Source organism: Okeania sp. SIO2C2 (assembly GCF_010692625.1).
Taxonomy (GTDB): Bacteria; Cyanobacteriota; Cyanobacteriia; order Cyanobacteriales; family Microcoleaceae; genus Okeania; species Okeania hirsuta.
On record NZ_JAAHGM010000006.1, the window covers coordinates 170698 to 184666 of the forward strand.

A 13969-nucleotide genomic window follows, 5' to 3' on the forward strand; every position below is an offset into this window, starting at 1 on the left:
TCAATTGGTATGAAAAATGAACAGTAATGAAAATAGGAAAAATCAACTTTTTAATTTGTTGCTCAATGAGGTTCCCGATCAATTTACAGGGAAGTTAGAAGTAAAAGGTTCTCAGAAAAGTTGGATAATATTCTTTTGTGTTGGTCGTCTAGTTTGGGCTACTGGAGGTGAACATCCTAACCGCAGATTTCATAGAATTTGGCATCAATTTTGCCCGAATATTTCTCTGGCTAATATGAAGTTACGAGAACATAATGATCTTAATTATTATTACTATCATCTTCTATCTATTTTATCTAGAAAAAAAGTATTAATTCAAAATCAAGTAAAAGCAGTTATAATTGAGAACATAAAAGAAGTTGTATTTGATATTTTACAGCAGCAATCACAAGAGTTATTAGCTTATAATTTATCTCCAAAAGGATTGGAAAAATCCTTGATTTTAATGTCAGTAATCATTCCTCCTGAAGCTATAATTCCTACTCTTCATAAATCATTTTTAGCATGGCAGCAGTCTAATTTAACTGAATATTCTCCTAATTTAGTTCCTGAAATTATCAAACAAAAATTGTTACAACAAATAGCTAAACCTAACTCTTATCAAATAATCACTAAATTAGTCGATGGCCAAAGAACTCTTAGAGAAATAGCTATTTTGATGAATAAAGATTTGCGTCAATTAACTTTATTTTTAATGCCTTATGTGCGTAATGAATTAATTATTCTTAAGTCAGTTCCAGATCAACAACGTATTGAAGGAAGTCCAGGATTACAGCCCAATGTAAATAAAAAGAAAGCTCCAGCTAAAGTCCAAGAATTAATTATTTGTGTAGATGATAGTAAACAAATTTGTTATATGTTAGAGAAAATTCTGAAAAAGGCAGATTATAGATTTATCGGAATTCAAGATTCTATTAAAGCATTACCAATAATTATTGAAAATAAACCCGATCTAATTTTTTTAGACTTAATGATGCCAATTGCTAATGGTTATGAAATTTGCACTCAATTGCGACGAGTACCTATTTTTGAGAATATACCCATAATTATCATCACTGGAAACGATGGAGTGGTCGATAGAGTTCGTGCTAAAATGGTGGGAGCCACAGGGTATATAACCAAGCCTCTTCAACCGAAAAAAATATTGGCAGTAGTAAAGCGATATTTACAAAATTATCCTCCTAAATCACCAGAAAAATCAGATCAAACAAGCTTATAAGTTATTTGCAATTGTGTAGCTAGGTCAAAATTTAACGATCGTAATAGTATTAGTCTAAAACCGTCTTTGAAGCTAATCTCACTTGAGAATCAGTTTTTGGAAGCAACGAAGGAATAGAAGTTTCAGTTTAGCCAAAACTAATATTATTTTAATTCACTACTACATCTACAAAACTGTCAGTATTTTATTGTTATAAAGTTAAAAATATCTTAAATACCAGTATCAAAAATCATATTATGTATACTATATTTTATAATAAAAAATATATACAAATTTTACTATTTTAGACAACTTATGTTATCCATTGCAAATATTAATAATCCGAGTTTAACCAATGGACTAATAACTATTAGTAGAAAGCAATTTACAGGTAGTTTGAATGTGTTAGCTAGCCCTATAGATAAGTGGAGTCTTTACTTTTTTAGAGGTCGTATAGTCTGGGGTTATAGCTGTGAACACTCTCGGCGACAATTACGACAACATATAATACGCTATCAAGTTAAAATTAATCCGATAAATTTAGACCCTTTCCAAATTAATAATAATCATAATTGCTGGATTTATCAATTATTGTGTAGTTTACTTCAGGAACAGCAAATTACTAGAGAACAGTTTGAAAAGATTGTTAAATCAATAGTTTTAGAAGTACTATTTGATATATTACAACAGGAAAATCAGAGACAAATAAGTTATAAGATTGAACCAAATATTACGACAAATATCCTGCGTTGGCCAAGACTTTTAATTGACACGAAAATTATTCTTAAAAAAGCAGTAGAAAATTGGTGTAACTGGAGTAGTTCAGGGTTAAAACATTTATCTCCTAATTTTGGGATTATTTTATATAAACCAGAGCAATTCCAAGAACAAATATCACCCATTCTCTATACTAAATTAGGCAAATTAATCAACAGTCAATGTAGTTTAAGAGATATGGCGAGTCAGATAAAATCAGACCAGTTTCGTCTAGCAAAATTTTTCTTGCCTCATATTCAAAAAGGATTAATCAAGCTGACAAAACTACCAGATATTCCCATAATATTTCCCCAGTTCCAAAAAACAAATCTACAGTTATATAAACAAAGAGAATTTAGCCAAAAGAAAAAAAATCAAGCTTTAATTGCTTGTATAGATGATAGCCTAATAGTTTGTCATCAAATGAAACAAATTATGACTGCTAATAGTTTTGATTTTGTCGGAATTAACAGCTCAGTCAAAGCAATCATAACCTTGATAGAAAAAAAACCAGATCTGATTTTTCTAGACTTAATCATGCCCATAGCAAATGGTTATGAAATTTGTGCTCAGATTCGTCGTATTTCAGCATTAAAAGCAACACCAGTAATAATTTTAACAAGTAGTAATCGGTTAATAGGTAGAGTTAGAGCAACAATGGTAGGATGTTCAGATTATCTCATTAAACCAATTAGAGAAAAACAAGTTCTAGAAATAGTTAATAAATATGTAACTTCTAGTTCTTGCTTACCTCAAACACCTATATCTGAAACCCTAGCTCTACAGTTTTCTTAATTGCAATATGAGAAGTCAGGAGTCAGAATTCAGAATTCAGAATTCAGGAGTGGAGAGTAAAAGAAAGTTTTTGTTCGTGTTTGCCTAACATTCCTGAGGAAAGTGGAATGGAGTTCTATATTCAGAATTTCCTACGGAATGCTCCGCAAACAGAATTCAGGAGTCAGAATTCAGGAGAGGAGAGTAATACCAGGGGTAAAAAAAGAATGTTACAAATAATAAGTAGGGACGAATGGCCATTTGCTAACGCAAAGCTGCAGCTTTATATGTTGCGGAGCAAAACGCCCCTACACGATTTTTTTTGTGACGATGTGGTTCATCAATTTGAAAAGCGCTGTATAGCAGTCGAAGGAAAGGTTAGGACAAATCAAAAGCTTAAAACTAAGACAACTTCAACAATTAATAATTAATAATTAATAATTAATAATTACCTCTGCTTGAAAAGAAGAGGATTGACGCAGTAGGGAAAATTTTTTCTCTCCTTTAAAGGAGAGGCTTTAAACCTTAATTATTCGGTAAGATTATTCCTTCTTCCTTCTTCCTTCTTCCTTCTTTCTTCTGCTGTAAACTCAAAAATAATCAATTTAATCTATAATCTGATGCTACGAGAATTTATCGTATATGCTTGCCCAGTAGGTGAACTAAATAATCAACTAGAAGAATATTTCACCACTACTCGTGCAGAATGTAGTGAAAATGCTGCACATCAATATATGCCGCACTGTACCTTAACAGGTTTTTTTCACGACCAATTAACCGCAGTTCCAATTTATCTTCAAGCTTTAGATACTGCCTTAAACAATACTAGTCAAAATTGCCCAGCGCCACCTATAGTTGTTGTAGATATGGAGTTAAAAACAGACTTTCATTATCTCCAATTAAAATCAATTTGGCTAGAAAAATTGATTGCTAACTTTGCTCATATAGCCAATTCAAAAACTCGTATTGATGAATTACGCCTCAAAAATAATTTACATCTCAGTTTAGCCTACAAATTTCCATCTGAACAACAACAAACACTAGCAAAAATAGCAAAAAAAATTATCAATCCCCAAACAGAGGTATTATGGGAATTACGATTTTATGAACGCCATCCCAATAACTCTTGGACTTGTCATCAATCTTGGAAACTCTAGTTAGGGTTTGTGCTCAAAAGTCTTTTAGTAGGGGTAGGAGACAGCTATACAGGAGACAGGAGACAGGAGACAGGAGACAGGAGAAATGGGAATGAGCGAGGAGGTAGGATTCAATAATTAATAATTAATAATTAATAATTAATAATTACCTCCAGAGTGAAAACGAAATGGGCTGAATAATTATGAAAAATTTTTCTTGTTTTTCCTTGCTCATGAGAGGATTTTTACCTTAACTATTCGGATTTGAATTGTCAATTTGGGATTTTTCTGCCCAACTATGAGCCTAAAATACTAACTTTTTAAGCGTTTTAGACGTGATACCAGGCATTTTTTTCGACTCCAAAAAGGCACTTGTCTTTAGATGTCAATACTTTTAAATTTAATCAGCAAGCCATAGTTAAAAATGAATCAAAAAATAGCAAATATCTCTAACCTTTGGCAAAAAATCCCCGGACAAATTTACTTATTATTAGCAATCATTATTTTCGGTTCTTCTAACGCAATTACAAAACAATTAACAGAAATTGGTGCCGAAAAATTTCCTGGAGAAAATCCCATTTCATTTTGTAATGTTTTATTTGTAGGAAATATCTGTGCCCTATTAATTTTAATTATTATCTATAGAAAACAGCTAAATCTAGGTTACTTTCAACAATTTTCAAGTCAAGATTGGGCAAGTATGTTAGCTGTTGCATTCTTAGCTGGTGCTCTATCTCCTGCTGCCTCATTTGAAGCACTTTCTCGCACAATGGTTAACAATGTAATATTAATTGGACGTATTGAACCTCCCTTAACTTTAGCACTAGCTATTTTTTTGCTAGGAGAAAAAGTTAATCGGTGGAAAATTACTGGAGCAATTATTTCATTTGCCGGAGTTATTTTAATTATAGTTTTGCAAAGTTTTGAACAAAATTCAGTAGATTCTATAAATATGATATCTATCAATTCCGGAGAAATTTTAGCAGCAATGGGAGCGGTCGCTGCAGCAATTTCTAATACTATTAGCAAAGCACGTCTTCATCGAATTCCGGTAGGATTTTTTAATATTATTCGTAATGGTTTTGGAGGTTTTATCTTCTTTATTGCCGCATTATATTTTTATGGAAGCGGTCATTTTATGGAACTATTTTCGCCTTTTTTATGGCAATGGATGTTAGTTTATAGTGCAGTTATTGTAGTAATAGGTCAAATTTTGTGGTTAAAAGGATTAAGTAAAACCAGTAGTTCTGATGCTTCTATTGCCAGTGCATTGAACCCCATTGCTGGAGTCATAGCAGCCTATTTAATATTAGGAGAAAAACCCATCGCTGCTCACTATATCGGGGGAGCTATTATTTTAGTTGGAATTATATTGAGTCAAGTCGGGAATAAAAACGAAACTACTATTAATCAACTTGCTGAAACGGTTCATCCTCAGCAAAAAGAAACAGGTTTAGGATTTAAAGGTTTTTAACTATAGCAGGGAATAGGGAATAGGTATGTAGGGAACAGGGAAAAGTGGGAAAAGTATTTATCTGTCTTACGGTTCATTATTAATCTATGTCCTAATCAATTCGTTTCTTGCTATATATTAGACATAGGCGTGAAAAAGATATAGACTTTTTGTAAAAGTAGGGAATAGGAAATAGGTATGGAGAGAACAGGGAAGATATTTTTAGAAAAAAAACACGAAAAATGATTTTTTGAGTTATTACACTCTAGTTTATAGCAAATAAAGGGCAAGTTTATTTTTACCAAATGTCTATTCAGAGTTCAGGAGTCAGGAGAAAATAATAGTAGTCATAATTGGGTAAGTGATTGAGTATTGATGCTGAATATTTTCCGGATAATATGACTCTGGAGAAAGGTCAATCAAGATAATTTATTCAGAAATACCTGCCAATACAGGAATTTTTATACTACTTTTAACCTGATAAATTGACGTGCGGAATGTCGGAAGTAATATGAAATATAAAAAATAATGCTACGAATAATTTCCCTGCTGAAAAGACTTTATCTAAAAATGTCGATCTGACTAAAAACAGAGTTTTACTTTAACTAAATATATTATAGATAGATATATAGGCTATTCTTACTGACTCAGGAGTCAGGACTCAAGAGTCCTGACTCCTGACTCCTGTTCATGCTAGTTCGCGTTTGACTTTCAATTATAGACTTTTGACTTAATGACCAATGCTCCTCTGAATTTGATACCCTAACTAAAATGGTCTTGGGAATAGGTAAAAGTAGTGGATATATTTATTGGACGTGGAAAAACAGCTCGCAGAGCTTACGGAATCGATGAAATTGCCCTAGTTCCTGGGGGACGGACACTCGATCCAAGTTTAGCAGACACTAGATGGAGCATCGGTGGCATTGAAAGAGAAATTCCCATTATTGCTAGTGCAATGGATGGAGTAATTGATGTCAAAATGGCTGTTCTATTATCTGAGTTAGGAGCAATGGGAGTTCTCAACTTAGAAGGTATTCAAACTCGCTATCCTGACCCAGTGCCAATATTAGAAAAAATTAGCTCTGTGGGCAAAGATGAATTTGTGGGTTTAATGCAAGAGCTTTATGCAACTCCAATTCAACCGGAATTAATTTCTCAGAGAATTAAGGAAATAAAAAGCCAAGGTGGCATTGCAGCAGTAAGCTTAACACCTGCGGGAGCACTGAAATATAGAAAAGTAGTCGCTGATGCCGGTGCAGACTTATTTTTTGTCCAGGCAACAGTTGTTTCGACTGCATTTCTTTCACCTGAGTCAGTGGAAAACCTGGATTTGGTTAAGCTTTGTCAAGAAATGCCTATGCCTGTGGTTTTAGGTAACTGTGTTACTTATGAAGTGGCCTTAAATTTAATGAAGGTAGGAGCTGCAGGGGTGCTAGTAGGTATTGGCCCTGGTGCTGCCTGTACATCTCGTGGTGTTTTAGGTGTAGGAGTTCCCCAAGCTACTGCTGTAGCTGACTGTGCAGCAGCACGAAATGATTATTACCAAGAAACTGGCAATTATGTCCCAGTTATTGCCGACGGGGGTTTGATTACTGGTGGAGATATTTGTAAATGTATTGCTTGTGGCGCTGATGGGGTGATGATTGGTTCGCCTATAGCTAGGGCTGCGGAAGCACCAGGGCGTGACTATCATTGGGGTATGGCTACTCCTAGTCCCGTTTTGCCACGAGGCACTCGGATCAGGGTAGGTACTACTGGCACTATCAAGCAAATTCTGCGTGGTCCGGCATTATTGGACGATGGTACACATAATTTATTGGGCGCTCTCAAAACGAGTATGGGCACTTTGGGAGCTAAAGATTTGAAAGAAATGCAGCAAGTTGAGGTTGTTATTGCTCCTTCATTGTTGACTGAGGGTAAAGTTTATCAAAAAGCTCAACAATTAGGTATGGGCAAGTAGATTTACCGAAAAATTAGGTTTAAAGCCTCCCCCTAAAAGCTATCCCTTACCCATAAGTCTTGAAATACTTGTGGGGAGAAGGGGAGCAGGGAGCAGGGGAGAAAGGAGAAAAAATCATAGTAGCTAAGTAAAACTACTGAAGTTTTCAAGAAAAATATATATAAAAATACATTTTTTCTCCCGAAAAAGCCGATCCAAGACTTATTCATAACTCGTCTATTTTGTCAAGCTTTATCTTAAGAAAGATGTGGGTAATCGATAGCCCTAAAAGGGGGACTTTGTATTATAGTTAGAAAAGAACTAAAGGTATTCAACAGACTATGCGTAGCTTTTAGGGGTAAGCGGTCGGAACCCGGTAAGGTTTCCTTGCTATGGGAACGCCGACCAATAGAGGAAATGCTGGCCAAGAAAAGAGTTATAGGATTTTGAACTGTACCGTAGGGAATAAGCCCAGAGGCTTTTGGAATAGAGCAAACCCTTGGGGAGAGAGCCATCTCAGAGCTAGATATCTTCTGGTAATTAGTTTAAGTGGACTCGTTGTTGGCCTAGCTTTGCGGAGCACAAACCAAGAATCCTGGTTTTAGGAGAATCTCCGTCGCTGACCGCTGGAGAGTATGTCAATGACTTAAGATATCTCTGTACCCTTGACAAAATTTGTGAAATAGTTTTGAAATTTACAAATTACCCTGGAATTATCTGAAAATAAATGTCACAATAGTAATAGCGGAGATGCATGTTTCCGTTCACTCCTCACACCACACTCCGCCCGAGCTTTTCTAGTTTGGGCGGTTCCTTATGGCCACTTAAGGCTTGATTCAGATCAAATTTTTTTGATAGTGATTAGGTTATCACAGATTCGGCGTAAGCTACTCAGTTAATTGCTTAATTGTTTATAAAATTTCTCGCGCAAATCAAGTACGGTATAAATAAATATAGTTACTTGTTTGCTTAGTTTAGTTATTTGTGACTTGATCAAGTTAAAGTTATGGATAGATATCTAGAGTTTTTGAGAATAGGGAAAAACTTAACTTGAAAAAAAGATTCTCCGCTTTGTATTTTAATTTTTCTATATACTACTTGACACAGAAGAAGATATAAAAGAAAGTATTAATAAAGCTAGTTATTTAAGATTGTATGGTGGACTTAACTAACTAAAGTGACATTGTACTTAGAGAAGACTTTAATTTAATGTTATATGATAGTTTGTTAACCTTGATACCAGTCTATACTATACTCTTTATAGATACATTGGTAGAATCAAAACTTACCATATTTTTCAGGATTTTATCTTAAATTTTTCCCAAAACACTTAAACTAATAATAAATTTGGTGTTTTCTGGGAAAAGTGAACTTGCTAAAATCAAAAAATACCAAATTATAATAAAGGTGTTTTCAAACAGACGTAACTGGCAACTGATGAACTGTATAAAAAAAATTTTGAGTTGCATTAAGCCTAGTAAATAGGCATACCTTTGCGGTCAGACAGAACGTGTATTGAACTAGCAACCAAGTCTGAAACACTTGTGAAGCCATCCTGGCTGATATACTTGGGAGAAATTTTAGGGTTTCTTTGGTACCAAGTTAAATCTAGTCAAGAGGCAATCTGCAAGAAGCAAGAATCCTACGCCATACTATTAAAGATTCATATTTAAGGATTAGTAAAGAATGACAGCAGCAACACCAGTCACCGATAGCAGTTTCAAGCAAGAAGTGCTTGAAAGTCAAGTTCCAGTTTTAGTAGATTTCTGGGCACCTTGGTGCGGGCCATGCAGGATGGTGGCTCCTGTAGTTGAAGAAATTGCAGGGCAATACGAAGGACAAATAAAAGTAGTTAAAGTAAATACGGACGAAAATCCTAATGTAGCAAGCCAGTATGGGATTCGCAGTATTCCTACCTTGATGATTTTTAAGGGAGGCCAAAGAGTTGATATGGTGGTTGGAGCCGTTCCTAAAACTACATTGGCTCAAACTTTAGAAAAGTACCTGGAGAATGATTGAGAATTTTTGAAACAGATATGTAGAAAGTTGGAGAAAACTGTTTGTGTCTATAAATGTTTACAACTAATTAAGATACACTGAAAATTTGATGAACTATCTCTAGAACAACAGGAAAAACGATCTAAACTGAGATATGTTTATGCTGAAAAGCAGAAAGTAATTCTCAGTTATATTTTCATTGAGAGAATAATCCTCTGTAAGGTTTCTAGTGGACTAATCTAAATAATAAAACTGTTTTCTTTCTACAGTCCTAGTTCTCAAGCAAGTAAGGTAGAATCAACCTATTTTATGACTTAGCCGAGATTCTCAGTGGTCTCGGAAGTTTTGTATTTTTATTTATAAATAGAAAGCCCCAATTTAATACTAAGGTTTTAGTACCTTGTATACTAAAAGGAAGAAATAAGAAGGAAGAAGCAAGAAGGAAAAATCTGGCGTTGTCTAAGTTTTAAGCTTTTGATCTGTATGTGTCCTTTCCTTCGACTGCTATATATTAGGGAACAGGCAATAGTGGAAAAAAATTGGACAGTATTCGATTCTTCATCACTCTATGTCCTAGTAGTTGTACCAATTATCATGTATGAATTTTACAAAAAGGAAATTAAAAAATTATGCTTTTTTTTCTTTTTCCTTAGATTTATAATAAAGAATTAGGGCGAAATTAGGAGATAAAATACGATTAACTGGGAAAAATGAAAAAACCATCAACTAAAAAATTCCAGTAAAAATTAAAGTTATTAAGTATTTGGAAAAAGTTAATGGCCTCAGATTTTCAGAAAACAGCAGTTGAGTCTATTGAGGCAGAAGTGACTAAGTTAGTCAAAAATTTGCCGACCCTAAAACATGAGAAATGGATTAAGCGATCGCTCTCCACCATTGTCAGTATGGCATCAGAGGAGCTAGACCGCCTAGATTGGAAGATATTAGCAGCTTCTCTACAGGATATGGAAAAAGGATTTGAGATATTTTATCCCTATCGCCATATTCGCAAAATTACGATATTTGGTTCTGCACGAACATCCCCAGAAGCTCCAGAAGATCAAATGGCCGTAAACTTTGCCCGTCGCATTACTCGGCAAGGTTTTATGGTAATGACAGGTGGTGGGGGCGGAATAATGCAAGCTGGCAATGAAGGTGCTGGGGCAGAAAAATCTTTCGGCTTAAATATTCAGTTACCTTTTGAGAAAGAATCAAATCCTTTTATTGAAGGAAAACAAAAATTAATTAACTTTAAATACTTTTTTACTCGCAAGTTATTTTTTCTCAGAGAAAGTGATGCTTTAGCTTTATTTCCCGGTGGTTTTGGCACTTTAGATGAAGCATTTGAAAGTTTAACATTAACACAAACAGGTAAATATGGCCCAGCGCCGCTAGTATTAATAGATTCTCCTGGTGGAAACTATTGGCGTGATTGGAACGATTTTATTCATAAACAACTGCTTCGGCGTGGTTTGATTAGTCCAGAAGACCCTAGCTTATATACTATTACAGATAACTTGGAAGAAGCTTGTCAAGCGATCGCTAACTTTTATCGAATTTATCATTCGAGTCGTTATGTAGGAGAAAAGTTTGTGATTCGTTTGAATTCAGAACTTTCAGAGAGTGATGTAGAGTTTTTGAATCAAGAGTTTAGCGATATTTTGACCATGGGAAGAATTGAAAAAAGTAAAGCTTTACCAGAAGAGTCTGGAGATGAAACTGCCTACTTACCACGTTTAGTGATGCATTTTAACCAAAAAGATACTGGTAGATTATATCAAATGATTGCTCAGATAAATAAGATGGGAGCAAATACACCAACTCATCCAGAACATAAGTAATATTATTTCTACTTGACATCCTCCCGACGCTGCTCTACGAGACAGCGCGGGATTCCTTAACATCACTGTTAGGGGCTTTCTGTTTCATAGCACCCGCCTTCCGAGATTTACTCCCTTCAGGTCTTACAGTCGCTCCACAGACTGACACTGCGAGTCCCGCAGCCTTCTTGGTGGGCGTTCCCTTGCGTCTATCGCCGACGCGGGTTCCCATCCGCAAAATATTTACCGAAGCGTTTATGTCCCTGTCATGGTGAGCTGCACACTCTGGGCAATCCCACTCTCTAATACTTAGAGGTAATTTTTCTACTATGTGTCCACAATTAGAGCAACGTTTAGAACTAGGAAAATATCTATCAATCTTAATTAATTCCCGCCCATACCATTCAGCTTTGTATTCTAATTGTCTGACTAATTCCCCCCAGTTGGCGTCACTTATTGCCCTTGCTAACTTATGGTTTTTAACCATGTTTTTTACCGCTAAATCCTCAACTACTATCCTTTGGTTTTCTTTGATTAGCTGAGTAGTTAGCTTGTGGGTATAGTCAAGCCTTGAATCTTTTATTTTTGCGTGTATCCTAGCTACTTTCAGTCTAGCTTTTTGATAGTTATTAGATCCCTTAGTTTTTCTAGATAGAGATTTTTGAGCTAACCTCAATTTTTTATGTAATTTCTGAAGATTCTTTGGATTGGCAATTTTTTCTCCATCACTTGTAGTTAGTAAACTGGTAATTCCTAAGTCAATACCTATTTGTTTCAGTACTGGTTTGATTTTTAAATTTCTAGTGTCGCTGACTCTCAAAGATATAGACCATCTGCCAGAAGGGTCAAGTTTTACAGTTATTGTGGTTGGTACAAAGTTTTGTGGTAGTTGCCTACTCCATCTTATAGGTAATGGTTCAACACATTTGGCTAGATAGACTTGACCATCTTTCCACTTAAATGCTGATTTTGTGAACTCAGCACTACCACCATTCCGTTTTTTCTTGAAGTTTGGGTATTTAGCACGGCCACTAAAAAAATTAGAGAAGGCACTCTGTAAATGTCTCAAACCTTGCTGTAATGGTACACTACTTACTTCTGTAAGAAAATCTAAATCTTCCTGCTTTTTCCAGTTGGTAAGCATAGCAGAAGTTTGCTTATACCCTACCCGTTCTTGTTTCTCATACCAAGCTTGAGTCCTTTGTGCTAAAGCTTTATTGTAGACCAAGCGTACACAACCCAAAGTTCTCCGCAACAGACTTTCCTGCTCTGGAGTAGGGTAAAACCTAAATTTGTACGCTTTTTCAACCATCTATTGTTTACTTTTCCACATTTACATTTTAACAGACTATTTGTAAAACCGCAACATTGATTGGTTTTCCCATCCCTCCGCTCCCCTGCGGGAGAGCGCGGGTCTTCAACCAACGTTGAGATAAAGTCCTAGCCTCTAGTGCCGCTACGGGGAAGTTAAAAGTCATGCATTGAAGAGTGCTAATTGGCGAGGTTTCCTACGGGGTGGCTACTGTGCGGAAGTAATTCCGCATACAGCCCCTCCGGAATGTAAGACGCACATCTGACAGTCAATCATTTTTGATTTGTAATTGTTTTAGAATTTTGTAACTGGTCAGTTATTTCCGCCACCCTGCAGTAGTCTAAAAACTTTACTGCTCATATAAAGTTGGCTAAAACTCTCTCTGTAAAGTCCAACAATATACACTTGTAGTGCAGCCAGTTCGAGACCAATCGACTTGCCCCTGAATACGAAGAGTTCTATTTTCACTGACTTTTACATCTACAATTACTTGATCGCCTTCGACAAAAAATTGTCCTTGAGGTTCGACTTGAATGGAGTCATATGTGTATTCACCTCCATTTTTTCTTAACCAATTAACTCTACTTCAGATCGAAAAATTCGATTACCTTATGATAATAGGGTTATTTATCGTTGATGGGTAAAAACAATTGTTATTGTTTAGAAGTTTGAGTATTTTGCTGACGCTTTTTACCACAAGCAATACAAGCACCAACAGCCAATAATCCTAGAGTACTCAGTGGTTCAGGAACAGGTTGTGGATCGTCAGAAGATTCTACTGTGACATTATCGACTAGCAAAGCTGAGGTCTTATCCGTGCCAGCTACGTCGTAAACTGCTATGCCCACAGTATAATTGCCAGCGGCAAGATCTATTGAGAATATTCCTTCAGAATTTTTGAAAAATTCGGGTGCTACCAGGGAGCCTGGTACAGGGAAAAGTCCTGTACTTTGGTCTAAATTCAGAATAGTGATATTTGTGCCGTCATCTATAGTTACGATGGCACGATCTCTAGGATCGGGGGGAGCAAAAGGGAGAAGAGATATTTCTCCGTCATTGGTCAGAAACCTCCAATCAAAACTCAATTCAAAATCAACTGCTGAAGAGAAAGATTGTTTGATCGCAGAACCTTCTTTAGAATCTTGTGTAAAAAGTGCTCCGGGAACTTGTAAGGCAGTAGGAGATAAGCCTAAGAAATTTTGTAGTTCAGGGTCGTTGACAGTGGCAAAAGTGGCATCAGTATCTGAAAATCTGTATGCACCAAGACCAATATTATCGTCATCTCTCATGGCTGTTGCAGTGGTTAACAAAGCCTGAAATAAACCATCTGTGGGGTCAAAATCGTTAAAAGTACCTACAATACTGACATCTCCAGTGGTCATCCAACCATTAAGGTTATTAGGGTTAGTTTCAAAACTGCCGTTGAGGATCGCAGCTTGAGCAGGTCTAGCAGCTAGACTGCCCAAACTGACTAAACTGAAACTGCTAATAGCCAACCAGGAGCAACGACTGAAAAGGGATTTAGATGTTGATAAAAATTTGAACATTGTCTTTGAGTTAATTACAGAAATAAAGGATTGATAGAA

9 protein-coding genes are annotated in these 13969 nt (G+C 35.8%); 7 read left to right on the forward strand and 2 right to left on the reverse strand.

Going from position 1 to position 13969, the window contains the following annotated elements; genetic code table 11:
* The first annotated feature begins 16 nt into the window (after nt 1-16).
* From F6K18_RS05990 to F6K18_RS06020, 7 genes are all read left to right on the forward strand, one after another.
* The gene (locus F6K18_RS05990; protein WP_287519469.1) at nt 17-1219 is read left to right on the forward strand and encodes a response regulator; all 1203 of its coding nucleotides are present in this window, start codon (nt 17-19) and stop codon (nt 1217-1219) included.
* A 294-nt stretch (nt 1220-1513) separates the two neighbouring features.
* Nucleotides 1514-2749, forward strand: coding sequence for a response regulator (locus F6K18_RS05995; protein ID WP_287519471.1), 1236 nt, complete (start codon nt 1514-1516; stop codon nt 2747-2749).
* A gap of 599 nt (nt 2750-3348) precedes the next feature.
* Complete coding sequence (locus F6K18_RS06000; RefSeq protein ID WP_287519472.1) at nt 3349-3885, forward strand: hypothetical protein; 537 nt, start codon at nt 3349-3351, stop codon at nt 3883-3885.
* 403 nt (nt 3886-4288) lie between these two features.
* Complete coding sequence (locus tag F6K18_RS06005; RefSeq protein ID WP_287519473.1) at nt 4289-5338, forward strand: DMT family transporter; 1050 nt, start codon at nt 4289-4291, stop codon at nt 5336-5338.
* Between the two features lie 775 nt (nt 5339-6113).
* A complete protein-coding gene (locus F6K18_RS06010) occupies nt 6114-7277 on the forward strand; it encodes a GuaB3 family IMP dehydrogenase-related protein (protein WP_287519475.1) in 1164 nt (387 codons plus the stop codon).
* A 1665-nt stretch (nt 7278-8942) separates the two neighbouring features.
* Nucleotides 8943-9275, forward strand: a complete 333-nt coding sequence (gene trxA, locus F6K18_RS06015; protein ID WP_287519477.1) for a thioredoxin — start codon at nt 8943-8945, stop codon at nt 9273-9275.
* Nucleotides 9276-10030: 755 nt separating this feature from the next.
* Nucleotides 10031-11092, forward strand: a complete 1062-nt coding sequence (locus F6K18_RS06020; protein WP_287519479.1) for an LOG family protein — start codon at nt 10031-10033, stop codon at nt 11090-11092.
* 34 nt (nt 11093-11126) lie between these two features.
* Here the strand turns inward: F6K18_RS06020 and F6K18_RS06025 are convergent, their stop codons facing one another.
* A complete protein-coding gene (locus F6K18_RS06025; RefSeq protein ID WP_287519480.1) occupies nt 11127-12383 on the reverse strand; it encodes an RNA-guided endonuclease TnpB family protein in 1257 nt (418 codons plus the stop codon).
* A gap of 653 nt (nt 12384-13036) precedes the next feature.
* Entirely contained in the window at nt 13037-13930 is an 894-nt protein-coding gene (locus F6K18_RS06030) for a hypothetical protein (RefSeq protein WP_287519481.1), read from the reverse strand.
* Nucleotides 13931-13969 lie beyond the last annotated feature (39 nt).